Here is a 25,703-nt window from a genome sequence, read left to right on the forward strand (position 1 = left end):
GCGATCCCGGGCCATCCCTGCCATTGGCGCCCGTGACAAAGCCCCCTCGACCAACATGATGGTGGAGGGGAAACATGCAATCACTCTTCAATGACGGGCCGCCGGCGACGCCACAGCCGCGCTGGTGGCACGGGCTGGCCGGCGGGTCGGCCCTGAAGCTGGGACAGGTCGCGGCGCTGACCCTGGCCCTGATGGTGCCCTTGTCCCTGGTACAGGGGCTGGTGGAGGAACGGAGCAGCCGCGGGGCGGAGGCGGTGGCCGGCATCGCGGAGGCCTGGGGCGGGGACCAGCGCATCGGCGGGCCCATCCTGGTGGTTCCGGTGGAGGACCCGGACGGCAAGATCGGCCGGATGCTGCACGTCGCCCCGGCCACCCTGTCGGTGGGGGCCGCCCTGGCGCCGGAGGTGCGGTACCGGGGCATCTGGCAGGCCCTGCTCTATACCGGGGACATCCGAATCCGCGGGCACTATGCCCTGCCGGACCTGCCGTCCCTGCTGGTCCGGCCAGAGGCGCTGCGCCTGGATCTCGCCTTCGTGCAGCTGGGCCTCAGCGACCCCAGCGGCCTGGGGGACACGCCCACGGTCAAGCTGGGGGACAAGGCGGTGGAGGTGCGGCCGGGCTGGCACCGCTCCCCCCAGGCCGGCGGAGGCATGCCCGAAGGCCTGATGGGCCTGACCGCCCTGACCGGGGCACAGGGGCTGGAGCAGGGCCTGGACCTTGAGGTCGCCCTATCCCTGCGGGGGACGGAGTCCCTGTCGGTGCACCCGCTGGGCCGCGACACGACGGTGGCCGTCACGGCCCCCTGGCCTTCCCCCAGCACCATCGGCAGCTTCCTGCCCACCGGCCTGGAGGTGCGGGATGACGGATTCGCCGCCCGCTGGTCCGTGCCCTTCGCGGCCCGCGACTTCCCGGCTGACTGGGTGGTACCCGCCGGTGGGAAGCTGGAGCGGCAATTCCATGCCAACGCCGCACGGGTGGGCGTGTCGCTGGTGACCCGCATGGACCATTATGCCGGGGTGCTGCGGGCCACCAAGTATGGGGTGCTGTTCGTGGCCCTGACCCTGCTGATGTTCTTCCTGTGCGAGGCGGTGGGCGGGGCCCGCGTGCATTGGGTGCAGTACGGCATGGTGGGGCTGGCGGTCTGCCTGTTCTACCTGTTGCTGCTGTCCCTGTCGGAACAGGTGGCGTTCGGCCTCGCCTATGCCGCGGCCTCGGCCGGGATCGTCGGCATGGTGGGGCTGTACAGCCTGTCCGTCCTCCGCAGCCGGCGGCAGAGCCTGCTGGTGGTACCGGCGCTGACCGCCCTTTATGCCCTGCTCTACGTCATCCTCCAGGCGGAGGAGCAGGCGTTGCTGCTGGGGTCCCTGCTGCTGTTCGCCACGCTGGGCGCGGTGATGTTCGTGACCCGCGACATCGACTGGCACCAGGACGTCGACCGCAAGGTTCCGGCGGACCTGCCGGCCTGACCGGGCCGGGGCGGCCGGCCCCCCCGGCCGCCCCTTTGGTCGCAGCAACGGGTGCTTGCATCCGCAGGCTGATTTTCGAATTGATAAGGGGGTTCCGACCAGCGGGTGCCCCATGATCCTCGACCGCCGATTCTACGCCGCCGGGCAGCGCATCTTCAGCGAGGGGGATGACGCGTCCTGCGTCTACCTGGTCCAGCGCGGGATGGTGCGCATCTCCAAGGGGCGAAGGGAGGAGGAGGTGACCCTGGCCCTGATCGGTCCCAACGGCCTGTTCGGGGAGATGTCCATCGTGGATGACAACCCCGCTCCGCCAATGCCAGCGCGGCAGAGGACACCACCCTGATCCGGGTGCCGAAATACGCCATGCAGGAAAAGATCAACGGCTCGGACCCGCTGGTCCGGTTGCTGGTCCGGGTGCTGACCCGCAACCTGCGCGCCACGACGGAACAGGTGACCCGGCTGGCCCGGGAACTGAAGGACGAGGGGGACGCCACGGGGGGAAGGCCGCGAAGGAGGACCGCTTCCTGCGCCGCCGCACCGACGACGCCCACGACATCGAGGAAATGGAAGCGGAAAAGGGCTGACGGCCACCACGGGGGAAGTCCCACCCCGCCGGTGCCATTTGCCGCACCGCACCGCCGTTCCATCGACGTCATTCTGCAATAGATTTCTGTGCGTTGAGCCAATATTGTGGCGCCGCTTGCCGGCCTGCCCGGCAGGCGCCCGCTGCTTCGTTGTGCGTGTGCGGGAAATCCCGCGTCCCAGACAGGCGTCCAACCCATGGCCGAATTCACCCTGCCCGCCAACTCCAAGGTCCAGCCCGGCAAGACGGTGGTCGTCGCAGGCCCGGAGGCGAAGCGGAAGAAGACGTTCCGCATCTACCGTTGGGACCCGGACACGGGCGCCAACCCGCACGAGGACAAGTACGAGATCGACCTGGACAAGTGCGGTCCCATGGTCCTGGACGCGCTGATCCATATCAAGAACGACGTGGACAGCACGCTCGCCTTCCGCCGGTCCTGCCGGGAGGGCATCTGCGGGTCCTGCGCCATGAACATCGACGGGCGCAACACCCTGGCCTGCCTGAAGCCCATCGACGACGTGAAGGGCGACGTCAAGATCTACCCGCTGCCCCACCAGCCCGTGGTGAAGGACCTGGTCCCCGACCTGTCCCGCAACTACGCCCAGCTCGCCTCCGTGAAGCCTTGGCTGCAGACCCAGAGCGCCCCGCCCAGCCGGGAGCGGCTGCAGAGCCCGGAGGAGCGGGAGAAGCTGAACGGCCTGTATGAGTGCATCCTCTGCTTCTGCTGCACCACCAGCTGCCCCAGCTACTGGTGGAACGGCGAGCGGTACCTCGGCCCCGCCGTGCTGCTGCAGGCCTACCGCTTCATCGCCGACAGCCGCGACGAGATGACGGGGGAGCGGCTGGACGACCTGGAAGACCCGTTCCGCCTGTACCGCTGCCACACCATCATGAACTGCACCCAGACCTGCCCCAAGGGCCTGAACCCGGCCAAGGCGATCCAGGAGATCAAGAAGCTGATGGTCGCCCGGCGCTGAGCCGGACCGGACGCTGGAACGACAAGGGCCCCGCAGGCAACGGCGGGGCCTTTTTCTCATCTCGCCGTAGGTCGGATTAGCGGCTACCAGCCGCGTAATCCGACGAACTCGCGCGCCACTATGGTTGCTGTCGGATTACGGGCCCGCGGCCCTTATCCGACCTACGGGAATCCCTCACCGCACCTCCGTCACCGACACCAGCTCCCCGCCCTTCACGACGCAGCGCAGGGCGCGGCGTTCCGGTGCCTCGAAGTTCTCCTTCCGCAGGGCCAGGGTGAAGGCTTGGCGGACGGTCTGGGTGGGGCCGTCGGTGGACAGCTCCGGCAGCTCATAGGCGATGCGGTAGCGGCTGTCATAGGTACGGTCCACCTCGCGCCGGCACAGGTCGGTGGCGGTGCGGGGCAGGTTGTAGCCCGGCCCGTGGGTGTCCCCGTCCACGTTGATGGAGCAGGCGGACAGCGCCAGGGCGCCGAGGGCGAGCAGGCACAGGGTGCGGGTCGTCATGGTGTGGGAAGCCCCGACAGCGATTGTCAACTTCCGCCAAGGTAGCAACCCGCCCCCACGCCGCAACTCTCGTTACCTTGCCGTTACAGCCTTTGACGTAGCGGCAACAATCCTCGCCGCGCTCAGCGCACGTTGGCCTTCTCCAGCAGGCGCGCGAACAGGTCGGGGAAGAAGCGCTTGATGCGCACGTACTGCGCCTCCTTGCCGCCGATCACCACCTCCCGCTCGCCCCGCGCCAGGGCGTCCAGCATGTGGCGGGCGAAGACGGCCGGGTCCATGCCGTTGGCCTGGCCGGGGTCGGTGAAGCCCTGGGCGCTGCCGTCGCCCGTCAGGGCGTTGGCGGAGACCTCCGTCCGGATAAAGCCGGGGCAGACCAGGGTGACCTGCACCCCCGTCCCCGCCAGCTCCGCCCGCAAACTGTCGAAGAAGCCGTGCAGGGCGTGCTTGCTGGCCGAATAGGCGCTGCGCAGGGGTGACCCGAACTTGCCGACGATGCTGCTGATCGCCACCAGCCGGCCGGAGCCCTGGGTCACGAGGTGCGGCAGCAGGGCCTTGGTCAGGGCCACCGTGCCGAAGAAGTTCACCTCCATGATACGCCGGTCCACCTCCAGGCTGGTGTCCCGGGCCAGGCTGCGCTGGCTGATGCCGGCATTGTTCACCAGCATGTCCACCCGGCCGAAGGCCTCCAGCGCCCGGGCAACCGCCTGGGGCGCCGAGTCGGTGTCCGCCACGTCCAGGGGCAGCAGGACCACCGGGGCGTTGTGCCCGCCGCAGGCATCCCGAACCCGCTCCAGCTCTGCCTGCCGCCGGGCGGACAGGACCAGCCGGGCGCCCTGCCCCGCCAACTCCTTCGCCAGCGCCTCCCCGATGCCGCTGGAGGCGCCGGTGATCCAGACCACCTGGCCCTTGAAGGCGCCGGCCATGGGCGTCAGGCCTCCGGCGCCTTGGCCGGGGCGGGCTCGCCGTCCTCCGCCTTGGCAAGCTGGTGCTTCAGGATGACGGGCGTCTGCAATGCGCTGAACACCAGGGTCAGGGGCAGGATGCCGAACACCTTGAAGTTCACCCAGGCATCCGTGTCGAAGTTGCGCCAGACCACCTCGTTCAACCCCGCCAGCAGCAGGAAGAACCAGGCCCAGCGCACGGTCAGGATACGCCAGCCCGCCTCGTCCAGCTCCAGCACGGCGCCCAGCGCGGTCTTCAGCAGGTTGCGCTTGAGGGCGAGGCCCACGAACAGGGTCACGGCGAACAGCAGGTTCACCACCGTGGGCTTGACCTTGATGAACAGCTCGTCATGCAGCCACAGGGTCAGTCCCCCGAACAGCAGCACGAAGAAGCAGCCCACCACGGGCATGACCGGGATGCGCCGTTCCAGCTTCCAGGACAAGGCCAGGGCCAGGGTGGTGGCCACCATGAAGGTGGCCGTGCCGGCCATGATGCCGGCATTGCTGTTGACGACGAAGAAGACGGCCAGCGGGCCGGCCTCCAGCGCGAGGCGTACGAAGGGGCTCATGCGCCCAGATGTAGCGGGGCAGGCGCCGTTGCGCCAGGGGGTGTGGGGCGGTTGTCCCGCGGGTTGTCCTTTCCGGCAAGGCCGGTGCAGGGAAAACGGACGACACGGACTGGATTTCGACCCACCGGCCAATCGTGCGAAACGGGCTTTATCGCGCCTGCGGCGCAGCCATTCTTCCTTGTCTGTGTCCGTCCGTGTTGCCAGCGAAGCTGGCGTCCGTGTCGTCCGTGTTGACTGTGACCCGTCCCCCGGAGACACACCGCACGCGATCCCCCTTCCACCGACCCCCTGGGCCGCGGTAAACCGTTCAAGTCTCCCCCTTTTCCCGCAGCGACAGGACGGAGGTACCGATGATCCGGGCCTACCGCGTGGCCGAGGGCCGCAATGAGCGCCTGCCCGACGACGCCGGCAGCGACCTGCTGCGCGCCGCCGCCTGGATCGACCTGCTGTCCCCCAGCCCGGAGGAACAGCGGCTGGTGGAGCGCACCTTCCGGATCGAGCTGCCCACCCGCGAGGAGATGCGGGAGATCGAGCTGTCCAGCCGGATCTACCGGGAGGAGGCGGGCGTCTTCATGACCGCCACCGTCCTCTGCCGGGCCGACGCGCCGGTGCCGGAGACCATGGACATCACCTTCGTCCTGGCGGCGGAGACGCTGATCACCCTGCGCTTTGATGACCCCAAGCCCTTTTACGGCTTCCACAACCAGGCGGCCCGCAACGGCATCAAGCTGGACCATGGGGTGGGCGCCTTCACTCAGTTGCTGGACGCCATCCTGGACCGGGTGGCCGACGTGCTGGAAGGGGCGGGGCGCGACGTGAACCAAGTGGCCCAGCACCTGCTGATCGAGGGGCATGGCGGGGCGTTGGGGTCCGACATGCAGCACCAGCTGCTGAAGCGCATCGCCCGCGCCCATGACCTGACCGCCAAGGCGCGGGAAAGCCTGGTGACCCTGACCCGGGTGCTGGCCTTCCTGGCAACGGTGAGGGAGGTGGCGGGCGACAAGGCCATGCGGGCGCGGCTGAAGACCCTGACCCAGGACACCCAATCCCTGGCCGACTACACCGCCTTCCTGTCCAGCAACATCGCCTTCCAGCTGGACGCGCTGCTGGGCGTGGTGGGGATCGAGCAGAACAACATCGTCAAGATCTTCTCCGTCGCCGCGGTGGTCTTCCTGCCGCCCACCCTGGTGGCCAGCATCTATGGCATGAACTTCCACCACATGCCCGAGCTGGACTGGGAATGGGGCTACCCCATGGCCCTGGCCCTGATGGTCCTGTCCGTGCTGGTCCCGCTGGTCTGGTTCAAGCGCCGCGGCTGGCTGTAGCCCGGCCCCCGGGTCATAGTCCGTTCCGCCAGTTGTCCAAGGCGCCAATAACCATCGCGTCCTTGCGGTCAGGGCCGGGGTCCGGCAGCCTGGGGTGACGCGTCCCGCCAGATGGGGTGTCATCCGTATGCGTAAGACCCGCCTCCTCCCGGCCTGCCTCACCGCCCTGGCCCTTTGGGCCGGACCTTCCGGCGCGCAGGAACTGGTGGACCTGGAGCTGGTGCTGCTGGTGGACGTGTCGGGCAGCGTGGACGCGCAGGAGGCGGAACTGCAGCGCCGCGGCTATGCCAATGCCCTGTCCAGCCGGTCGGTGGTGGACGCCATCCAGTCCGGTCCCCATGGCCGGATCGCCGTGACCTATGTGGAATGGGCCGACGACACCTACCAGGTGACGGTGGTTGACTGGTCGGTCCTGGATGGGGAGGCCAGCGCCCGCGCCTTCGCCACCAAGCTGGCGGAGGCCCCCGTCAGCACCGCCTTCTGGACCAGCATCGGCACGGCCATCGACTATGGCGCCGCAAAGTTCGACAACAACGGCTACCAGGGCCTGCGCAAGGTCATCGACATTTCCGGCGACGGCTACAGCAACCGCGGCCGCCCGCCAGAGGAGGCACGCGACGACGCCATCGCCCGGGGCATCACCATCAATGGCCTGCCCATCCTGAACAGCCGGCCGAACCCCTGGGGCGGGCTGCCGCCCCTGGACCTGGACAATTATTACCAGCAGCACGTCATCGGCGGCCCCGGCGCCTTCCTGCTGGTGGCGGAGGACTTCTCCACCTTCGGGGAGGCGATCATGACCAAGCTGGTGAAGGAGATCGCCCATGCCCCCGCCGCCGGGGACGGCACGCGGCATGCCGCCCTGGAAGGGGCATCGGCTAACCCCCTGCGTTGACCCCCGGACAAAAAACGAGCCGCCCGAGGGGCCCTGGGCCCGTCCGCGGCGGCTCGCGTCCAAGTTTCTGGCGGTTCAGGGAGGCAACGCACCAGTGCCCGCGAAAACAGGCCCGGAGGCAGTGGCGTTCCCGCCGAAATCCCCTCTCCCCAGGGATGAGGTGGGCTTACCCAACACCCGCCCGCGCGGCTTAGGCGCTACTCCCTGACGAACCGGAGGGGGCATGGGCATGCCGACCGGGCGACCGCGCAAGTGGGATGGCGTTCCCCGCGAAACTCCCGACAATTAGGGCCAGTGACGGACACGCGGCCAGCCGCACCCTTCGCCATGGGTGCAGCCGTGGAAGGAAGATCGATGGACGCCTACGCCCAACAGCTACTGAAGCACCTGCCGTTTCTGCGCCGCTACGCCCGTGCCCTGACGGGCACGGGGGAAAAGGGTGACGAGCTGGTCGGCCAGGCCGTCCAGGAGGCGCTGGACGACCCCGAGGGCCATGGCCTGGGTGGCCGCGACCGCTCGCCGCTCTATGCCCTGCTGAACCGCTTGCATGACGCCTCCGGCTCGCCCAAGCCCGTGCCCCAGGACGGCCATCCCATGGAGAAGGCGCTGGCCGCCCTGCCGGAGGTGGAGCGCCGCCTGTTCCTTCTGGTCAGCCTGGAGGAGCTGGGCTTCGCCGAAGCCGCGGGCATCATGGGCCTGCCCCTGGAGGAGGCCCATGGCCGCATGGTCAAGGCCCAGGAGGCGCTGCGCGAGGCGCTGATCGCCAACATCATGATCGTGGAGGACGACGCCGTCATCGCCTTCGACTTGGCGGAGACGGTACGCAACATGGGCCACCATGTCTGCGGCACGGCGGCCACCATGGACGCCGCCCTGACCACGGCCAAGCGCAACCGCCCCACCCTGGCGCTCATGGACCTGCGCCTCGCCCACGGCGACAGCGGCATCACCACGGCGCAGATGCTGCGGCAGAGCAGCGAGCTGCCCATCATCTTCGTCACCGCCTTTGGGGACGAGCTGACCCGCCGCGGGCTGGAGCATCTGGGCCCCGTCATCCGCAAGCCTTTCACCCGGGAGCAGATCGAGCGGGCCATCACCCAGGCGGTCTTCGCCCCGACGCGGGAACCCAATTCCCCCGCCCTCGCCGCCCTGGCGGGACAGGGCGGCCACCCCGGCCACTGAGGGGCGCCACCGGGGGCCATGCGGCCCTTGCACTGTAGGCCTGTGGCAACAGTGTGACGCAACCGCTAAATGCCCCACAGGTTCCTGTTGCGGAACCAAAATGGCCGGTCCAAACATACCCCCCGGGAGAGGGCCCCTTGGTGGCAGGGCCCGGGTGGTGGTTGGCTCCATGGATCGCAGGCCGTTGGATCGTAAGCCGATGGATCGTCGGGCGTTGCTGCGTGTCGCGCTGGGCGTGCCGGTGGCGGGCGTCTCGTTCACCTTGCTGGGCGGCCTGCCCGACGCGGCCCTGGCGCAGGAGCTGGCGGAGGCCCGCGCGCCCAAGTCCAAGCCCCGCCCGCCGCGGCTGGTGATGCTGGACCCGGGCCATGGCGGCAAGGACCCCGGCGCCATCGGCGCCCGCGGCACCCATGAGAAGGACGTCACCCTGGACATCGCCAAGGAACTGGCGCGGCTGCTGGACCGCGGCCGCGGCACCAAGGCGGCCCTGACGCGGGAGACGGACGTGTTCCTGTCCCTGCCGCAGCGGGTCCAGGCGGCGCGCGACGCGCGGGCCGACCTGTTCATCTCCATCCACGCCGACAGCGCGCCCAACGCCAACGCGCGCGGCCTGTCCGCCTATACCCTGTCGGAGAACGCCTCCGACGAGTTCGCCGCCGCGCTCGCCAAGACCGAGAACCTGGCCGACGGCGCGGACATGAGCCACGTGAACAATGCCGTCGCCGCCATCCTAGGCGACCTGGCGGCCCAGCATGTCCACCGCGCCTCCCTGCTGGCCAAGCACAGCCTGGTGGCGGGGGTGGAGAAGGACCTGCGGTTGCTGGAAAACCCGAAGCGTTCCGCGAACTTCGCCGTGCTGAAGTCGCCGGAGACGCCGTCGGTGTTGGTGGAGACGGGCTTCCTGTCCAACCGGGAAGACGAGAAGTTGCTGCGTGACCCGGCGGCACGGCGGCGCATCGCCGCGGTGCTGGCCCGGGAACTGGCGGCGGTGGTGAACGCGGCCCCCTTCGCCTGAGGGCGGGGGTGGGTCGGGGGCAAGGGTCCACAGGGACCGGCGGCCACCGCGCAGGCGGGGCAGCGGGCGGGAGGCAGGGTGATGGGGAGCGGGCGCCCACGGGCGCATCAGGGCCGGCGCCGCGGGGCGCAGGGCAAATGGAAGGCGGGCGCCGCGCTGGCGCTGCTCGCCCTGGCGGGGCTGTCGGGCTGTCAGTCCGCCGACCGGGGCGCGGCTGACCGCGCCGCGGCGCAGCAGGCCTACAAGGTCTCCGATTCCGGCGTCCGGGCGGAGATCGAGCGCCGCTGGAAGGAGGCCGGCGGCATCGACGACCGGCTGGACGTCACCGTCACCGGCGGTCGGGCGCTGCTGACCGGCAACGCCAGGGACCCGGACCAGCGGGTGGAGGCTGTCCGCCTCGCCTGGCAGGTGGAGGGCGTGCAGGAGGTGATCAACGAGGTCCAGGTGGGCGACAGCTCCGGCCTGTCGGACACGGCCACGGACCTGTGGATCGCCACCCAGCTCCGGTCCAAGCTGCTGTTCGACTCGGAGATTTCCTCCAAGAACTACACCATCGAGGTGGTGAACCAGACCGTCTACCTGTTGGGCCGGGCGCGGTCGCCCCAGGAGCTTGAGCGTGTCCAGGGCTACGCGCGGGAGATCGGCCGGGTCCGGCGGGTGGTGAACCATGTCCGGATGTAGGGCCGGCATCCTGTTGCTGGTGCTGCTGGTCTGGGGCTGGTCGGCACCCGCCGCGGCCCAGGACCAGTCGGCCCAGGCGAACCGCCAGTTCGTCCAGGCCATGCAGGTGCTGCAGCGGGCCGACAGCACCTATGACGCCCAGGAGCAGGCCAAGCTGCTGCTGGAGGCGGACAGGCTGCTGACCGACATCATCACCCGCCTGCCCGAGAGCAACCTGGCGGTCCAGCTCATCACCAACCAGTTCGTGGGCGACTTCGACTATGGTGACTTCAAGGCCCGCATCCGGGGCCTCGCCTGCAACGATGCCACCGCCAACGCCTGCCTGCTGCACCGGGTGGAGGGGCTGATCGCCCCCATCGAGTATCCCATCGCCGCCCCCCGCTGGGACTGGCTGTCCCTGGCGGTGGCGCAATACCATCTGGGCGACAAGGGGCGGGTCCGTCCGATCATCGCCCCTTTCCTGCAGGCCCTTCGCCGGGGGGCCGGTAAGCAGGAGGCGAGCCAGGACCTGTTCGTGGGGCGGGCCCTGGCGCTGACCGGCGAGGCGGAGCTGGCGCTCCAGGTCACCCGCGGCATCAACGACTGCTCCACCCGCGTCTACAACCTGGCCGACATCGCGGAGGCCCTGGTCTGGCAGGGCAGCACCGGCCGCGCCGCCGAGCTGGCGGAGGAGGCGGCGGAGTATGCCCGGGCCCAGTCCTGCGCCTGGGAACTGGGGCTGGTGGCCCAGGCCCTTCTGCATGTGGGCAACGAGGCCCGCGCCCGCACCCTGTTCCTGAACACGGTGGAGGAGCAGTTCAGCCGGTTCAAGGACAAGCGCGGCAATTGCTGCCCGCCGGAGCTGGCGGTGGCCGCCGGCGACCTTGGCGACCCCAACCTGGCCCTCGGCCTGCTGCGTACCGTGCAGGAGGAAAGCCCCTGGACCGTGCCCCAGGTGCTGGGCCGCCTGGGCGCCCGGGGGAGAAGACCCTGACCCTTACCTATGCCGACCAGCTCCAGGACCAGGAGCTGAAGGCCGAGACCTATGTGGAACTGCTGGCCGGCGCGCTGAAGGCCGGCGACCGCCAGCAGGCCGAGACCCTGTCCGCCCGCCTGAACGCCCTGCTGGCCAAGGCGCGCAACCCCGTGGTGCTGGTGCAACGGGCCCGGGCCGACAAGCTGCTGTACAAGGACCAGCGCTGGCGCGCCCCCTTCGTCGCCGCCCTGTCCGAAGCCGAGAAGACCAGCGCCACCACCACCCGCCGCGACGTGGCCGTCCCCTTCCTGGCCGCCCTGGTGGAAATCGAGACCGGGCTGCCGATGTTGGAGTAGGTGCGGTTTTCGCTCCTGGGGTGCCAAGAACACGCACGGACATGCACCACCACACACACGAACATTCACAAAACTACTGCTGCCGCAGGCTGTTTCTTTCGTGCGTGTTGTGAGTGTATTGTGCGTGTTCGTGAATGTTTAATGCCCCACTCCTCGAACAGCAGGCCTCACATCCCGAACCCCGGGTCCTCCACCCGGTGCAGGCGCCCGGCGGCGCAGAGGACGGCGCGGAGGGTCACCGCCTTGCGGCGGGCCGCCACCAGCTTCGCGACGGGGCTTTCCCGCAGCACCTCCGCCCCGAATGCGTCGGCCACCATCAGCCCGCACTCCTCCGGGATCAGTTCCTGTGGGAAGTCGGGGCCCACGGCGAAGTAGAAGCTGTCGCAATAGTCCAGGTAGTCCTGCCATTTGTGGTCGGACCGGAAGTCGGCGACGCTGCTCTTCACCTCCACAATGACGATGTCCCCGCCCTCGTCGATGCCGAAGATGTCGGCCCGGCGGTTGTTGGCCAGGGAAAACTCCACCAGCGTGCGGACGCCCCGGTCGGCCAGGGCGCGGCGCACGCCGCGGGTGATGGTGGCGGCGGTGTCTGACGGCGGGCGGGGCAGCAGGGGCGACTCGGCGATGCTCATGGTACATATCATGAACATATCCGCCGCCGGGTTCAAGGCGCGCGGAGAGCCCGGCCCACGCCTGTCACGGGGCCATTCCCTACCGGAAAACGAACCGCCCCCGCCGGTCAGGCGGGGGCGGGAAACGTCAGGGCCGCAGGCTGAGGACCGAGCAGCCGCCGATGCTGGCGGGCCGCAGGGCGGGCTCCAGCCCGGCGCGGCGCAGCAGGCCATAGACGGCCTCGGCCACGGCGGTTGGACGGGTCAGGGTGATGCTCTGCCCGCGGTGGCCCAGGGTCCGGCCGCGGGATACCGCGTCCAGGATCTGCCGGGCCAGCACCTCCGCGCCATGGGGCAGCGGGGTGGGCAGGGGCGGGAGGTCGGTGAAGGTCTTCACATCAGACGGCAGGCCGGTGAAGGCGATGCCGGGGACGGCTGAAACGGCTGCCGTCAGGCCGGATTCCGGATTGAGGGCTCCGGTCGCCACTACGGGGAACATGCAAGGTCCCTGGGTTGCGGTTCGCCGGGGGCAACAAGCCACCGACGTCCGTCTAATAATGCGCTTCCTGGTGTCATTTCAGCGGCGACAACCATGTAATCTCCGCAGGTCAGCAATGAGTGTCCCCTTCGCGCCACAGGGGGATGGCATATCCCGGACGGGCAAGCCCCAACGGTCCCGCCAAGGTCACTGCCGCGTCACTGACAGGTCACGGCGCCGTCACCATGTTCGGAGAACCTTCGTCGCCCTGCCCCGGGCGGCCATCCTCCCCGATCCCGGAGCCTCCCTTTGCTGTCCCGACTCGTGAACCCGACTGACATGGACCGACGCCTTGCCGGCGTGCTGCTGGCCATCCTTGCCATCGCCCTGCTCTGGGCGGGGTTGCAGCCCCGCCTGGCGCCGCCCAGCGCCTATGGCATCGACAAGATCCTTCACGCCGGGGCCTTCGGTTTCCTGGCCGTGCTGGGCACCATCGCCCTGCGGCACAAGCTGGCCCCCTTCCTGTCCATGGCCGGCATCGCCGTGGTCGGCGCCCTGCTGGAGGTGGCGCAGGGCCAGGTCAAGGGCCGCGTCGGCAGCCTGGAGGACTGGGTCGCCGACGCGGTGGGCATCGTCCTGTCGGTTGCGGCCTTCCAGGCGTTGCGCGCCCATGCCCGCCGTCGCCTGCCCGCGGCGGCATGATGGTCGAAGGCGGGTAGGCGCAGGCGGCGGTCTGCGCTAGGCTGTGCCCAGGCACAACGGGAGGGACCGACCATGGACGCCATCCCCGACCGGGCGCTGGACACCGCCCGGACCCTGGCCCGCCGCCTGGGCCATTCCAGCGACGAGCTGCGCAAGCTGCTGCCGGTCACCGGCACGGAGCTGGCCTACATGCCGGAAAAGTTCAGGACGGAGGCGGACGCCCTGTTCCACCGCTTCCTGACCCTGCACAGCCTGTTGTCCCACCACATCCTGCCGGCCGCCCTGGGCGGTACCCGGGATGACCTGCCGGCCGCCGCCGCGGCCGCGGGCCTGGTCCCCTCCCCCGACGTGCTGGCCCATTTGTCCGCCCTGCGGTCCCGCCTGTGTGAAGGCTTCCCCACGGAGCCCGCGGCCGAGGCCACATTGCTGAATGAGATCGCCGCCGCCAGCCAGACCCTGCGGGGCCTGCTGGACCGGGCGGAAACGGCGCTGGCGGCCAGGGGCTGAAACGGCCTTGCGCCTGACCCCGGACGAGATGCGCCTGTTCGGGTCCCGGGCCGACGACTGGGCCCGGGGCGGCGATATCGACCTTGTCGTCACGGCGGACCGGCTTCCATCCCTGGAAGCGGAACTGCGGACCGCGCGGACCGGCGTGGCCTAGCCCAGCAGCAAAACCCCCAGGATCGCGCCCAGTAGCCCGGCGATGACCCACAGCGGCCGGGTGACCGCGGCTCCCCTGCCCCTCTGCGCCTCGGCCATGAGCCGCACCGTCTCCGGGTCCAGGCGCAGGCCCGTGGTCGCGACTTGCCCTGCGGCCCGCTCCAGGTCGCGGACCAGGGTGGGGATGCGGCCGATGATGCCGGCGAGCGCCCCGGCCGCCTCTGCCACCCGGGCCTCGGGGCCGCGGTTCTCCACCATCCAGCGCTCGATCAGGGGGCGGGACAGTTCCCACATGTTGAGGGACGGGTTCAGGCTGCGGCCCACCCCCTCCGCCGTCAGCATGCTCTTCTGCAACAGCAGCAGCTGCGGCTGCGTCTCCATCTGGAACTGCTCGGTCACGGCGAAGAGCTGGGCCAGAAGTCGGCCGACAGAGATGTCGGCCAGGGGCTTGCCATGCAGCGGTTCCCCGATGGCGCGGCAGGCCTGCTTGAACAGTTCCTGGTCCTGGCTGGCGGGCACGAAGCCGGCGTCGAAATGCACCTTCGCCACCAGGTCGTAGTCCCGGTTCAGGAACCCGATCAGCATGTCCGCCAGGTACAGGCGCGTCTGCCGGTCAATCCGGCCGACGATGCCGAAATCCACGGCAACCAGGTTGCCCTGCCGGTCCACGAACAGGTTGCCCGGGTGCAGGTCGGCATGGAAGAAGCCGTCGCGGAAGACCTGGTTGAAGAAGGCGTTGGCCGCGTGGCGCAGCACCAGGTCCGGGTCGATGCCGGCCGCCCGGATCTCCTCCACCCGGTCCACCGGGAACCCGTCCACCCGCGCCAGGGTCAGGACCCGCTTCGACGTGCGCTGCCAGTCGATGGGCGGCACGCCGAAGCTCTCATCCCCGTCGAAGTTACCCCCCAGCTCGGCGGCGGCGGCGGCCTCCATGCGAAGGTCCATCTCCAGCGCCACCGTATCGGCGAAGGTTTCCACCACCTCCGTGGGCTTCAGCCGCTTCAGCCGGGGCTGGAAAGCCAGGAACAGCCGGGCCAGCCAGCGCATCAGGTCGATGTCCCGCTGGAATGCCCGCTCGATCCCCGGCCGCAACACCTTCACCGCCACGGCGCGGCCATCCGGCGTCTCCGCGAAATGCACCTGGGCGATGCTGGCGGCGGCCACCGCCTGGTCGTCGAACCGGCTAAACAGGGCCGACAGGGGCTCCCCAGCTCCGCCTCGATGATGCAGCGGGCCTGGTGCCCGTCGAAGGGCGGCAGCCGGTCGCGCAACTGGGCCAGGTCCGCCGCCACGGCGTCGCCCACCAGGTCGGCGCGGATGGACAGCACCTGCCCCAGCTTGATGAAGCTGGGCCCCAGCTCTTGCAGCGCCCGGGCCAGCCGCTCCCCCGGCCGCCCGGGGGCATTCCGCCGGTTCAGCTTGTCCACCAGCCAGGCCGTGGCGGGGGAGCTGTCCCGGATCGGGTCGGCCAGCAGGGCCCCATGCCGGGCCAGCGTCCGCCCGATGGTGACCAGCCGGGCCAGGTTGCGGAGGGTGCGGATCACAAGCGTTCCCCTACACCCGCCACCCGGAATGGATGGCCGCGATGCCGCCGGACAGGTTGCGGGCGCGGGCCTGGGTGAAGCCGGCGGCCTCGATCCGGGCGCACAGGGCCTGCTGCTCGGGGAAGCGGCGGATGCTCTCCACCAGATACTGGTAGCTGTCCCGGTCGCCGGCCACCAGCTGGCCGATGCGGGGCAGCAGGCTGAAGGAATAGCGGTCGTAGGCTTCCTTCAGCACGGGGATGGAAACATGGCTGAACTCCAGGCAGAAGAACCGCCCGCCCGGCTTCAGCACCCGCCGCGCCTCCTTCAGCGCCTTGTCGATCCGGGTGACGTTCCGCAGGCCGAAGGCGATGGTGTAGGCGTCCATGGACCGGCTGGCGAAGGGCAGGTCCTCCGCGTTGCCCACGGTCCAGTCGATGCCGGACAGCACCCCCTGGTCCACCCCGCGGTCGCGGCCCACCCGCACCATGGCCTCCGTCAGGTCGCAGACGGTGACCTTGGCCCCCGCTGCCGCGCGGGCCAGGCGGAAGGCGATGTCGCCCGTCCCCCCCGCCACGTCCAGCAGCGCCTCCCCCGCCCTGGGCCTCACCAGCCCGACGAAGCTGTCCTTCCAGAGCCGGTGGATGCCCGCCGACATCAGGTCGTTCATCAGGTCATACTTGGCCGCGACGTTGGAGAACACCCCGCGGACCAGCGGCGTCTTCTCGGTCGGGTCCACCTCGCGGAAGCCGAAGAAGCGGCCTTCCTCGCCGGCGGCGGGCTTGGGGGGGATCGTCTCGCTCATGGGGCCGCACCATAGCCGCAAGGCACCCTGAGCGGAAGCGGGCGCGGCAAAAGGGGGCGAGGTCCAACGATGACCGCGGCCAACCCGATGCCAGCGGTTGGTACGGCTATCGACAATCGTCGATCGGCCGCATTTTGACAAAACCTGGTGTTGGCATCAGCGTTACCCCCTGCCTCCACAAATCAAATGCCACGTCGCTAATGAAAATATCCTTGTAGAATGATGACGCGCCAGAAATAACATTCTCACCAATAACTCCTTTCCTGAACCTTGAATTGCAGTATTTTACAAGCCTCGAATGTATATACTTGCCGAACACATAATCTGATAATTGATTTGACAGTCTCACAGCGAACGAGGCCGCGTAAAGAGTGTCTTCTTTGTGTTTTGGTAAAATGAATTGAACACAATTCAGTAATGATCTTGTATGATTAGTGCTGCCTTTCAATGGGGAAAAGAAAATTTGAATATGGCTCTGATTGTAAGCATCGCTGGGATTCACTAACTCTAGCCGTGCATCTCCATTTGGTTCGTTGCCCTTCATTATCCAAATAGCGACGTCGTTTCTGTCAAATGGGTCCGTTAGAAACGTAGACACTTCCAATGGCGATAAAAAGATTTGCACCCTCTTTCCCGACATGAAGCACCTCGCATTGAGACGAGACCAACAATGCCCGTTCGTGCTTCAAGTGTCGTCCAATACTTTTCCTGCGAGCAATGGCCCCACTTCCTCGCTTGGTCACCGACTCCCTGGCCGGCCGCCCTACGGGCGGCCTCACACCGTGTTCTCGTCCAGCGCATACCCCGCCGAGCGGACGGTGCGGATCACGTCCTGTTCCTCGGTCTCGTTCAGGGCCTTGCGCAGGCGGCGGATGTGCACGTCCACCGTGCGGGGCTCCACATAGACGTCGTGGCCCCAGACGATGTCCAGCAGCTGCTCCCGGCTGAACACCCGGCCCGGGTGCTGCATGAAATGGCGCAGCAGGCGGAACTCCGTCGGGCCCAGATGGATGTCCCGGCCGCCCCGGCGCACCCGGTGGGCGGCCAGGTCCATGGTGATGTCGCTGAAGCGCAGCAGCTCCTCCGCCAGCGCTGGGGAGGCGCGGCGCAGCACGGCGCGGATGCGGGCCACCAGCTCGGTCGGGCTGAAGGGCTTGGCGATGTAGTCGTCGGCCCCGCTGTTCAGGCCGCGGACCTTGTCCCCCTCCTCCCCCTTGCCGTCAGCATGATGACGGGCACGTCGCGGGTCTTGGGGTTGCGGCGGAGCTGGCGGCACACCTCCAGCCCGCTCATCAGCGGCAGCATCCAGTCCAGCAGGACCAGGTGCGGCGTCTGCTCGTCCGCGGCGACCAGGGCCTCCTCGCCGTCGCCGGCGGTCTGCACCCGGAAGCCTTCCTTTTCCAGGTTGTAGCGCAGCAGGGTGACCAGGTCGGCCTCGTCGTCCACCACCAGGATCAACGGCTTCAGGGCAGAGTTCATGGCGTCCGTGTCGGCTGCGTCAGTCGGGGCGGGATCGGTCGGGGCGGCGCTTACGGGCCGGCCGGCAGGTCGGCGGCGGGCTCCGGCGCCACCACGGCGAAGCTGCTCTTGTCGCCCTTCGGCCGGGCGCCGGTCAGGGGCTGGCCCACCACCAGGAAATGCACCGTCTCGGCGATGTTGGTGGCGTGGTCGCCGGCCCGCTCCAGGTTCTTGGCGATGAACAGCAGGTGGGTGCAGGGGGTGATGTTACGCGGGTCCTCCATCATGTAGGTCAGGACCTCGCGGAACAGGCTGGTGTAGAGGTCGTCCAGCTCCTCGTCCCGGTGCCAGGCGGCGACCGCCTTCTCCACGTCCCGGTCCACATAGGCGTCCAGCACGTCCTTCAGCATCTCCTGCACCAGCCGGCCCATGCGGGGGATGGCGGAGGCGGGCCGCACGGCCGGGAGCTGGGCCAGCGCGATGGAGCGCTTGGCGGAGTTGGCGGCATAGTCGCCCGTGCGCTCCAGGTCGGCGCTGATCTTCAGCGCCGCCAGCACCTCGCGCAGGTCCACGCCCATGGGCTGGCGCAGGGCCAGCATGCGCACGGCCTCCTGCTCGATCTGGCGCTCATACTCGTCCAGTTGGCTGTCCGCCTGCAGCACGCGGCCGGCCAGGTCCACGTCGCGGCGGGCCACGGCCTGGACCGCCGCCTCCACCTGCGCCTCGGCGACGCCGCCCATCTGGGAAATCAGGTTGGACAGGCGCCGCAGCTCCTGCTCGAACGCCTTGACGGTATGCTCGGCGGCCATGCTCGCCCTCTCGCTCAAATATGCCTGTCGGGAAATGTGTTGGACCGGTCGGGGCTCAGCCGTAGCGGCCGGTGATGTAGCCCTGGGTCCGCTCGTCCCGCGGGTTGGTGAAGATTTCCTCGGTGTTCCCCACCTCCACCAAGTCGCCCAGGTGGAAGAAGGCGGTGCGCTGGGAGACGCGGGCCGCCTGCTGCATGTTGTGGGTCACGATCACGATGGTGAAGTTCTCCCGCAGCTCGTCGATCAGCTCCTCGATATGGGCCGTCGCGATGGGGTCGAGCGCGGAGCACGGCTCGTCCATCAGGATGACCTCGGGGCTGACCGCCACGGCGCGGGCGATGCACAGGCGCTGCTGCTGGCCGCCGGACAGGCCGGTGCCCGGCTCCATCAGGCGGTCCTTCACCTCGTTCCACAGGCCGGCGCGCTTCAGGGACTGCTCGACGATGGCGTCGAACTCGTCCTTCTTGGTGGCCAGGCCGTGCAGCTTCGGCCCGTAGATGATGTTCTCGTAGATGGACTTGGGGAACGGGTTCGGCTTCTGGAACACCATGCCGACGCGGGCGCGGAGCTGCACCACGTCCAGCTTGGGGTCATAGATGTCCGCCCCGTCCAGGGTGATCAGGCCCTCGACCCGGCAGATGTCGATGGTGTCGTTCATCCGGTTCAGGGTGCGCAGGAAGGTGGACTTGCCGCAGCCCGAGGGGCCGATCAGGGCGAGCACCTCGTTCTCGTAGATGTCCACGTCGATGCCGTGCAGGGCGCGCTTCTCGCCGTAGAAGACCTTCACGCCGCGGGCGCTCATCTTCGCCGACTTGGTGCCGTTTTCGGCGGCCGGCTTGGTCATGGTCTGGGTGTCCATTCTGTTCCCCGTTTACCAGCGACGCTCGAATTTCTTGCGGAAGTAGATGGCGGTCGCGTTCATCGCCACCAGGAAGGTGAGCAGGACCAGGATGGCCGCGGAGGTCAGCTCCACGAAGCCGCGCTCCGGCTTGTCCGCCCAGATGTAGACCTGCACCGGCAGGGCGGAGGAGCTGTCCAGGAACCCCGTGGGCGGGGCCGTGACGAAGGCGTTCATGCCGATCATCAGCAGCGGCGCCGTCTCGCCCAGCGCGTGGGCCATGGCGATGATGGTGCCGGTCATGATGCCCGGCATGGCCAGGGGCAGCACGTGGTGCATCACCGTCTGCAGCTTCGACGCCCCCATGCCCAGCGCCGCCTCGCGGATGGAGGGGGGCACCGCCTTCAGCGCCGCGCGGCTGGCGATGATGATGGTCGGCAGCACCAGCAGGGCCAGCACCATGCCGCCCACCAGCGGCGAGGACCGGGGCATCCCGAAGAAGTTCAGGAACATGGCCAGGCCGAGCAGGCCGAACACGATGGAGGGCACGGCCGCCAGGTTGTTGATGTTCACCTCGATCAGCTCGGTCAGCCGGTTCTTCGGGGCGAACTCCTCGAGGTACACGGCGGCGGCCACGCTGATGGGCAGCGACAGCAGGATGGTCACCACCATGGTCAGCAGCGTGCCCACCGTGGCGCCCAGGATGCCGGCCAGCTCCGGGTAGTTGCTGTCGGACGCGGAGAAGAAGGTGCTGTTGAACGCCGTGCGGATGGCGCCCTGCGATTCCATCCGGTCCAGGTAGCCGAGCTGGGTGTCGTTCACCGGCCGGTTGGACTCGGGCAGCGTGCGGTCGATGTTGCCCTTGGCGATCTGGTTGATGCCGTCGGAGGTGGGCAGCCAGACCTTCACCGTCTGGCCGACGACGGCCGGGTTCTCCAGGGCGTAGTTCACCAGGAAGGCGCCAGCCACCGGGCTGAGCAGGCCGCGCAGCTCGCGCCGGTCGGTGCGGCCGGTGACCTCCGGGAAAGCCTTGTACAGGGCCTCGTTGGCCAGGCCCTGGAAGGCGCCGCGGTCCCAGTCCGCCGGGTTGCCGGTCCCCTTGGGATCGACCACTGCCGCGTCGAACGTCACCTCAAGCTGCATCTCGGTCTGCCAGAAGGCGGAGATGCCCGTCCGGAACAGCGTGAACAGCAGGATGGCCAGCATGGACACGGCAAAGGCGATGGCGATGACGCCATAGGCCTTGAACCGCTTCTCCGCCGCGTACCGGGCGCGCAGCCGCTTCTCCGCGGCGTCGCTGGTGTGGAACGAGACGGACCTGTCCGAGAGGGGGGCGGTGATCTCAGTCATATTTTTCCCGGTACCGCTGGACGATGCGGAGGGCGACGACGTTCAGCACCAAGGTGACCGCGAAGAGCACGAGGCCCAGGGCGAACACCGACAGCGTCTTGGCGCTGTCGAAGACCTGGTCGCCGACCAGGATCGACTTGATCTGCACGGTCACGGTGGTGACGCTGGCAAGGGGGTTGGCGGTGAGGTTCGCCTGCAGGCCCGCGGCCATGACCACGATCATGGTCTCGCCGATGGCGCGGCTGACGGCCAGCAGCATGGCGCCGACGATGCCCGGCAGGGCAGCCGGCAGGATGACCTGCTTCACGGTCTCGGACCGGGTGGCGCCCAGCCCGTAGGACCCGTCGCGCAGGGACTGGGGCACGGCGTTGATCACGTCGTCCGACAGGGACGAGACGAAGGGCACGATCATGATGCCCATGACCACACCCGCCGCCAGCGCGCTCTGTGACGATACGTCCAGGCCGATGGCGGCGCCCATGTCGCGGATGAAGGGCGCCACCGTCAGGATGGCGAAGAAGCCGAACACCACGGTGGGGATGCCGGCCAGGATCTCCAGCACCGGCTTGATCACGTTGCGCACGGCGCCGGACGCGTACTCCGACAGGTAGATGGCGGAGAGCAGGCCCACCGGCGCGGCGACGCACATGGCGATGGTCGCGATCAGCAGCGTGCCCGCGAACAGCGGCACCGCGCCGAACGCCCCCGACGAACCCACCTGGTCCGCCCGGATGGCCGTCTGCGGGCTCCATTGCAGGCCGAACAGGAACTCGGTGACGGGGACCTTGGTGAAGAACCGCAGGCTCTCGAACACCAGGGAGAGGACGATGCCGACCGTGGTCAGGATGGCGATCAGCGAGCAGATGATCAGCAGGAAGGTGACGATCCGCTCGACGTTGTTCCGCGCCCGGAAGGCCGGGCCGATCTTGCCGCGGGTGATGAACAGGGCCGCCGCGGCCAGGCTGACGCAGATGCCGAACAGGGCCCAGTCGGTCAGCGACCGCAGGTCCTGCATGTGGGCGGCGGCGGGGCGCAGGATGTCCACCACGGCCGGGTTCACGTACTGCGCCTGGCCGGCGGCCAGGTTGGTAATGTTGATCAGCAGCAATTGCCGCTGGATGTCGGTGAGGGCCCCTGCCCCCTCCGCCACGCGGGCCCGCACGGCCTCCAGCTCGCCCGGCGGGATGGACGCGTTGGCCCAGCCCAGCACGGCCTCGGGCGCCATGCCGTCCACGACGGCCCAGTTGATGACCGGCCCCTTGAGGGCCAGCCACAGGAGCACCAGCGAGATCGTCGGCAGCAGCACCCACAGGGCCGAGAAGGACCCGTAATAGGAGGGGACCGAGTGCAGCGAGGCGATGTTGCCGCCCGCCACCGTCACCGCCTTGCGCCGGCCGAGAAGGTATCCCAGTGCGGTGAGGATCAGGAGCGTGCCGACGGTATAGGTGATGGGCATCGGGGGCCGTCGCGGTTGGGACTGGGGGGAACGGTACAAGGGTTCGGCGGCACCCCCGGGGGGAGGTGCCGCCGCGCCCTGCTATATCCCGTTTCCGGGGGACTTACGAGGCGGGCTTGGCCATCGGGCTCATCTTCAGCGCGGACTGTTCGGCGGCCTTGCGCTTGTCGTCCGGCAGCGGCACCAGGCCCTTGTCGGCCAGGTAGCCGTCGTCGCCCATGGCCCGCTCGGAAGCGTACTCGGCCAGGAACTCCTTCAGGCCGGGGATCACGCCCATGTGCTGGTTCTTGAAGTAGACGAACAGCGGGCGGGACACCGGGTACTGGCCGGAGGCGATGGTCTCGTACTTCGGCTCGACGCCGCCGACGGGCACGCCGCGCAGCTTGTCGACGTTCTCCTCCAGGAAGGAGTAGCCGAAGATGCCGAAGGCGTTCGGGTTGCCCTCGAGGCGCTGCACGATCACGTTGTCGTTCTCGCCGGCCTCGATGAAGGCGCCGTCCTCGCGCATGGTCTTGCAGACCGCGTCATGGCGGGCCTTGTCCAGCGCCTTGATCGCCGGGAACTCCTTGCAGCCGGCCTCCATGACCAGCTCGACCCAGGCGTCACGGGTGCCGGAGGTCGGGGGCGGGCCGAGGACCTCGATCTGGACCTTCGGCAGGGAGGGGTCGATCTGGTCCCAGGTCTTGTAGGGGTTCGCCACGACCTGGCCGTTGGCCTCGACCTCCTTGGCCAGGGCCTGGAACAGCTGGGCCTTGGTCAGCGCGATCTTCGGGCCGTTCTTGTTCTGGGAGATGGTCAGGCCGTCGAAGCCGATCACCAGCTCGGTGATGCCCTCGACGCCGTTCTTCTGGCAGGTGTCGAACTCGCTGGCCTTCATGGCGCGGGAAGCGCCCGTGGCGTCCGGCGTGTCGGCGCCGATGCCGGTGCAGAACAGGCGGAAGCCGCCGCCGGTACCGGTGGACTCCAGGATCGGGGCCTTGAACTTGCCGCCCTGGGCGAACCGCTCCACCACCGTGGAGCTGAAGGGGAACACCGTGGAGGAACCGACGATGCGGATCTGGTCGCGGGCCGCGGCGGCGCCGCTCATCGCCACGAGGGACACGGCACCCAGCACAGCGGCGAGGGCAAGCTTCTTGGTGGTCACGACTTTGCCTCCGGTATTTGGCCTTGGTCCGACGGGAAGGTCCGCAGGGGATGGGGACTGCGTGGGCAGTCCCCCGGGGGGCCGGCTGGGACCCGTCTCGGGTGGGCGGACCATAGCTTTGCTGCGCGACTTAAATACTACAGGTCGATGACGGTTTGATGACAGCGACCCCCTTTCTGCCCGATCCCTGTCACCACCCGGCCCTTTCCGGCGTTATGCCCGGTTCGGCCAAAAACCGCTTGCAAGGCCGGGATCGTGTGTTGCGCCAAGGGCCGCGCCGCGCTTCTCCTGGGGGGACACCCCTGCCGGAGACGACCATGCCCCGCCGCCTTGCCCTGGCCGCAGCCCTGCTCTGCCTGTCCGCCATCACTTCCGCCGCCGCCGACCACCCGGCCAAGGCGGTGATGGACGCCGACCGCGCCTTTGCCGTGAAGGCCAAGGAGGTGGGCCTGGCCAAGGCCTTCCAGATGTTCGCCGCCGACAAGGTGGTGATGTTCAGCACCGCCACGCCCGAGATGACGCCGGAGCAGGTGGCCGCCCTGTTCCCGCCGGGCTTCGACATCGACTGGGCGCCGGAGGGCGGGGCCATCTCCGACGACGGCACCCTGGGCTACACCTGGGGCAAGGCCCGCTATTCCGCGAAGAAGCCGGGCGGCACCGTCACCGACCTGGGCCCCACCCGCTATGTCACCATCTGGCGCAAGCAGAAGGACGGCTCCTGGAAGTTCATCGGCGACGGGGAACTGACCAACCCCGAGACAAGGGCCTTCCAGAAAAAGTAGGTCGGATTAGGTGCCGCAAGGCACCGTAATCCGACATCGCGTGAATACGCGCGTGGGATCGCGGGACCGTTTGCCGTCGGATTACGGTGCTTCGCACCTAATCCGACCTACGCCACGTCCGCCTTCGCCGTCGCCGCCGGCTCCTCCGCCGCGGGCAGGTGCACGGTGAAGGTGCTGCCCTTGCCCACCTCGCTGTCGATGGTCAGCCGGCCGCGGTGGCGGTTGACGATGTGCTTGACGATGGCGAGGCCCAGGCCCGTGCCCCCCAGGGCGCGGGACCGGGCCGGGTCCACCCGGTAGAACCGCTCGGTCAGGCGCGGCAGGTGGGTGCGGGGGATGCCGTCGCCCCGGTCGCGCACGCTGACGCAGATGTTGCGCCCGCCGCGCCCCCGGCCCGGCAGCACGGGCAAGCCCAGGCTGGCGGCGGAGGATGCCGGGTCGCTGACGGACAGGCTGACCGTCACCTCCGTCTGTTCCTTGCCGTACTTGATGGCGTTGTCGATCAGGTTCTGGAAGACCTGGGTCAGCTGGTCCTCGTCCCCCACCACGGCGGGCAGGGTCTCCGCCCCCTCCACCTTCAGCCGCACCTTGCGGCCGGCGGCGCGCAGCTCCAGCGTGGCCGCCACCCGGCGGACGATCTCCGCCACGTCCACCCGGTCGGTGGGCGGGGAATGCTCGTCCAGCTCGATCCGCGACAGGGACAGCAGGTCGTTGACCAGCCGGGACATGCGGCTGGACTGGTCGTGCATGATGCCCAGGAAGCGGTCCCGCGCCTCCGTGTCGTCCCGGGCCGGGCCGCGCAGGGTCTCGATGAAGCCGATCAGGGCGGCCAGGGGGGTGCGCAGCTCATGGCTGGCGTTGGCCACGAAGTCCGCCCGCATCTGCTCCGAGCGCTTCAGCAGGGTGATGTCGTGCAGGGTCAGCAACAGCCGCGGCTCGTCCGGCGCGGGCTCTCCCCCCGTGGGGTCCGTGCGGGAGAAGGGCTTCACCCGTGCCTCCAGGGTGCGCTCCACCGGCACGGGCAGCATGAACTCGACGCTGCGGGAGGCACCGCCGTTGCGCACGGCGTCCACCGCCTCCAGCAGGGCCGGGTTCCGCAGGGACACGGCCAGGTCCCGGCCCACCATGCGGTCGCCGAACAGGGCCCGGGCGGCGTTGTTGGCGCGGATCACCCGCCGGTCGGCGCCCACCAGCAGCAGCGGGTCGTGCAGCCCGTCCACCACGGCCTCCGCCGCGTCCACCCGGCGCTGCCCGGCCTCCCCCGCTCCAGCCAGCGCGACTGGGTGCGGGCCATGGCGGAGACCACCGTCTCGGCCGAGACGGAATTGACCAGCGGCATGGGCACGGGCGGGCCCCCCTCCGCCAGGCGGTCCGCATAGGCGACCATAGCGCGGGTGTCCTGGTGGATCAGCCGCAGCAGCACGCCGGACACCGCCGCCACCAGGGCGAACAGGGCCAGGGCGTTGCCGGCATGGATGTGCCCATGCCACGCCAGCGACAAAAGCACGCCCCCGCTCGGCCCGACCAGCAGCAGGCCGATCAGGAAAAGGCGGAAGGGGTACAGGTCGCGCGGCATCATGGGGGCCGGGGCTATGACGGTTCGTTATCGCCGGGCATAGCATAGCCCCGTCCCGGGAA

28 protein-coding genes and 2 pseudogenes are annotated in these 25,703 nt (G+C 69.0%); 15 read left to right on the forward strand and 15 right to left on the reverse strand.

The features are described from left to right. The first annotated feature begins 74 nt into the window (after positions 1–74). From creD to HHL28_RS12730, 4 genes are all read left to right on the forward strand, one after another. The gene (gene creD, locus HHL28_RS12715; protein ID WP_075771725.1) at positions 75–1,466 is read left to right on the forward strand and encodes a cell envelope integrity protein CreD; all 1,392 of its coding nucleotides are present in this window, start codon (positions 75–77) and stop codon (positions 1,464–1,466) included. A gap of 112 nt (positions 1,467–1,578) precedes the next feature. Next, positions 1,579–1,809 carry a cyclic nucleotide-binding domain-containing protein gene (locus HHL28_RS12720; protein ID WP_169655233.1) on the forward strand — a complete coding sequence of 77 codons (231 nt, stop codon included), beginning with the start codon at positions 1,579–1,581 and terminating at the stop codon, positions 1,807–1,809. 20 nt (positions 1,810–1,829) lie between these two features. Continuing rightward, a complete protein-coding gene (locus HHL28_RS12725) occupies positions 1,830–2,132 on the forward strand; it encodes a hypothetical protein (protein WP_169655235.1) in 303 nt (100 codons plus the stop codon). A 114-nt stretch (positions 2,133–2,246) separates the two neighbouring features. Then, entirely contained in the window at positions 2,247–3,026 is a 780-nt protein-coding gene (locus HHL28_RS12730) for a succinate dehydrogenase iron-sulfur subunit (RefSeq protein WP_075771723.1), read from the forward strand. A gap of 174 nt (positions 3,027–3,200) precedes the next feature. Here the strand turns inward: HHL28_RS12730 and HHL28_RS12735 are convergent, their stop codons facing one another. The 3 genes from HHL28_RS12735 to HHL28_RS12745 all read right to left on the reverse strand — a co-directional run bounded on the left by HHL28_RS12735 (position 3,201) and on the right by HHL28_RS12745 (position 5,040). Next, positions 3,201–3,530: a hypothetical protein gene (locus tag HHL28_RS12735; RefSeq protein WP_075771722.1), complete on the reverse strand. Its 330-nt coding sequence runs from the start codon at positions 3,528–3,530 to the stop codon at positions 3,201–3,203. A gap of 122 nt (positions 3,531–3,652) precedes the next feature. Continuing rightward, positions 3,653–4,453 (reverse strand): SDR family oxidoreductase, encoded by an 801-nt coding sequence (locus HHL28_RS12740; protein WP_075771721.1) that lies wholly within the window; start codon positions 4,451–4,453, stop codon positions 3,653–3,655. 5 nt (positions 4,454–4,458) lie between these two features. Then, complete coding sequence (locus tag HHL28_RS12745) at positions 4,459–5,040, reverse strand: septation protein A (RefSeq protein ID WP_075771720.1); 582 nt, start codon at positions 5,038–5,040, stop codon at positions 4,459–4,461. A 350-nt stretch (positions 5,041–5,390) separates the two neighbouring features. Between HHL28_RS12745 and HHL28_RS12750 the strand changes: the two genes are divergently transcribed. The 7 genes from HHL28_RS12750 (at position 5,391) to HHL28_RS12780 (ending at position 11,449) form a co-directional block, all read left to right on the forward strand. Continuing rightward, positions 5,391–6,365, forward strand: a complete 975-nt coding sequence (locus HHL28_RS12750) for a magnesium transporter CorA family protein (protein ID WP_075771719.1) — start codon at positions 5,391–5,393, stop codon at positions 6,363–6,365. A 127-nt stretch (positions 6,366–6,492) separates the two neighbouring features. Continuing rightward, positions 6,493–7,260 carry a DUF1194 domain-containing protein gene (locus tag HHL28_RS12755; protein WP_075771718.1) on the forward strand — a complete coding sequence of 256 codons (768 nt, stop codon included), beginning with the start codon at positions 6,493–6,495 and terminating at the stop codon, positions 7,258–7,260. Between the two features lie 354 nt (positions 7,261–7,614). Beyond that, positions 7,615–8,442, forward strand: a complete 828-nt coding sequence (locus tag HHL28_RS12760; RefSeq protein WP_075771717.1) for a response regulator — start codon at positions 7,615–7,617, stop codon at positions 8,440–8,442. 199 nt (positions 8,443–8,641) lie between these two features. Continuing rightward, the gene (locus HHL28_RS12765; RefSeq protein ID WP_075771716.1) at positions 8,642–9,457 is read left to right on the forward strand and encodes an N-acetylmuramoyl-L-alanine amidase family protein; all 816 of its coding nucleotides are present in this window, start codon (positions 8,642–8,644) and stop codon (positions 9,455–9,457) included. Between the two features lie 81 nt (positions 9,458–9,538). After that, complete coding sequence (locus tag HHL28_RS12770) at positions 9,539–10,138, forward strand: BON domain-containing protein (RefSeq protein WP_083699197.1); 600 nt, start codon at positions 9,539–9,541, stop codon at positions 10,136–10,138. Next, positions 10,125–11,111 (forward strand): hypothetical protein, encoded by a 987-nt coding sequence (locus HHL28_RS12775; protein ID WP_169655238.1) that lies wholly within the window; start codon positions 10,125–10,127, stop codon positions 11,109–11,111. Before HHL28_RS12770 ends, HHL28_RS12775 begins: the two co-directional genes overlap by 14 nt. Before the next feature lie 53 nt (positions 11,112–11,164). Beyond that, positions 11,165–11,449, forward strand: coding sequence for a hypothetical protein (locus HHL28_RS12780; protein WP_169655240.1), 285 nt, complete (start codon positions 11,165–11,167; stop codon positions 11,447–11,449). Between the two features lie 167 nt (positions 11,450–11,616). Here HHL28_RS12780 and HHL28_RS12785 read toward each other — a convergent pair whose 3' ends face one another. Then, the gene (locus tag HHL28_RS12785) at positions 11,617–12,081 is read right to left on the reverse strand and encodes an MmcB family DNA repair protein (protein ID WP_075771715.1); all 465 of its coding nucleotides are present in this window, start codon (positions 12,079–12,081) and stop codon (positions 11,617–11,619) included. 127 nt (positions 12,082–12,208) lie between these two features. Beyond that, positions 12,209–12,559, reverse strand: coding sequence for a hypothetical protein (locus HHL28_RS12790; protein ID WP_075771714.1), 351 nt, complete (start codon positions 12,557–12,559; stop codon positions 12,209–12,211). Between the two features lie 318 nt (positions 12,560–12,877). Here HHL28_RS12790 and HHL28_RS12795 point away from each other — a divergent pair, with 318 nt between their 5' ends. From HHL28_RS12795 to HHL28_RS12805, 3 genes are all read left to right on the forward strand, one after another. Next, positions 12,878–13,240, forward strand: a complete 363-nt coding sequence (locus HHL28_RS12795; RefSeq protein WP_075771713.1) for a VanZ family protein — start codon at positions 12,878–12,880, stop codon at positions 13,238–13,240. A 72-nt stretch (positions 13,241–13,312) separates the two neighbouring features. Beyond that, complete coding sequence (locus tag HHL28_RS12800) at positions 13,313–13,747, forward strand: hypothetical protein (RefSeq protein ID WP_075771712.1); 435 nt, start codon at positions 13,313–13,315, stop codon at positions 13,745–13,747. 7 nt (positions 13,748–13,754) lie between these two features. Continuing rightward, positions 13,755–13,901, forward strand: coding sequence for a nucleotidyltransferase family protein (locus HHL28_RS12805; protein ID WP_169655242.1), 147 nt, complete (start codon positions 13,755–13,757; stop codon positions 13,899–13,901). On the opposite strand, the pseudogene ubiB reads toward HHL28_RS12805, so the two are convergent. The 8 genes and pseudogenes from ubiB to HHL28_RS12845 all read right to left on the reverse strand — a co-directional run bounded on the left by ubiB (position 13,898) and on the right by HHL28_RS12845 (position 23,283). Then, positions 13,898–15,444 (reverse strand): annotated as a pseudogene (gene ubiB, locus HHL28_RS12810) (2-polyprenylphenol 6-hydroxylase). The gene HHL28_RS12805 and the pseudogene ubiB overlap by 4 nt on opposite strands. 10 nt (positions 15,445–15,454) lie before the next feature. Beyond that, a complete protein-coding gene (gene ubiE, locus HHL28_RS12815) occupies positions 15,455–16,228 on the reverse strand; it encodes a bifunctional demethylmenaquinone methyltransferase/2-methoxy-6-polyprenyl-1,4-benzoquinol methylase UbiE (RefSeq protein WP_075771710.1) in 774 nt (257 codons plus the stop codon). A 775-nt stretch (positions 16,229–17,003) separates the two neighbouring features. Then, positions 17,004–17,707, reverse strand: a pseudogene (phoB, locus tag HHL28_RS12820) (phosphate regulon transcriptional regulator PhoB). 50 nt (positions 17,708–17,757) lie between these two features. After that, complete coding sequence (gene phoU, locus HHL28_RS12825) at positions 17,758–18,495, reverse strand: phosphate signaling complex protein PhoU (RefSeq protein WP_075771708.1); 738 nt, start codon at positions 18,493–18,495, stop codon at positions 17,758–17,760. A 55-nt stretch (positions 18,496–18,550) separates the two neighbouring features. Beyond that, positions 18,551–19,354 (reverse strand): phosphate ABC transporter ATP-binding protein PstB, encoded by an 804-nt coding sequence (gene pstB / locus HHL28_RS12830; protein ID WP_404325701.1) that lies wholly within the window; start codon positions 19,352–19,354, stop codon positions 18,551–18,553. 12 nt (positions 19,355–19,366) lie between these two features. Further along, on the reverse strand, positions 19,367–20,683 hold the full coding sequence (gene pstA, locus HHL28_RS12835; RefSeq protein WP_075771707.1) for a phosphate ABC transporter permease PstA: 1,317 nt from the start codon (positions 20,681–20,683) through the stop codon (positions 19,367–19,369). After that, positions 20,676–22,139, reverse strand: a complete 1,464-nt coding sequence (pstC, locus tag HHL28_RS12840) for a phosphate ABC transporter permease subunit PstC (RefSeq protein ID WP_075771706.1) — start codon at positions 22,137–22,139, stop codon at positions 20,676–20,678. The genes pstA and pstC overlap by 8 nt, the downstream gene beginning before the upstream one ends. Before the next feature lie 103 nt (positions 22,140–22,242). Next, the gene (locus HHL28_RS12845; protein WP_075771705.1) at positions 22,243–23,283 is read right to left on the reverse strand and encodes a substrate-binding domain-containing protein; all 1,041 of its coding nucleotides are present in this window, start codon (positions 23,281–23,283) and stop codon (positions 22,243–22,245) included. 317 nt (positions 23,284–23,600) lie between these two features. Here HHL28_RS12845 and HHL28_RS12850 point away from each other — a divergent pair, with 317 nt between their 5' ends. Beyond that, complete coding sequence (locus tag HHL28_RS12850; protein ID WP_075771704.1) at positions 23,601–24,065, forward strand: YybH family protein; 465 nt, start codon at positions 23,601–23,603, stop codon at positions 24,063–24,065. Positions 24,066–24,172: 107 nt separating this feature from the next. On the opposite strand, the gene HHL28_RS12855 is transcribed toward HHL28_RS12850, so the two are convergent. Both HHL28_RS12855 and HHL28_RS18740 read right to left on the reverse strand, forming a co-directional pair. After that, the gene (locus tag HHL28_RS12855) at positions 24,173–25,192 is read right to left on the reverse strand and encodes an ATP-binding protein (protein ID WP_404326925.1); all 1,020 of its coding nucleotides are present in this window, start codon (positions 25,190–25,192) and stop codon (positions 24,173–24,175) included. A gap of 41 nt (positions 25,193–25,233) precedes the next feature. Beyond that, complete coding sequence (locus HHL28_RS18740) at positions 25,234–25,644, reverse strand: hypothetical protein (RefSeq protein ID WP_404325703.1); 411 nt, start codon at positions 25,642–25,644, stop codon at positions 25,234–25,236. Positions 25,645–25,703: the final 59 nt, after the last annotated feature.

The organism is Aerophototrophica crusticola (genome assembly GCF_012913305.1).
GTDB classification, from domain to species: Bacteria; Pseudomonadota; Alphaproteobacteria; order Azospirillales; family Azospirillaceae; genus Niveispirillum; species Niveispirillum crusticola.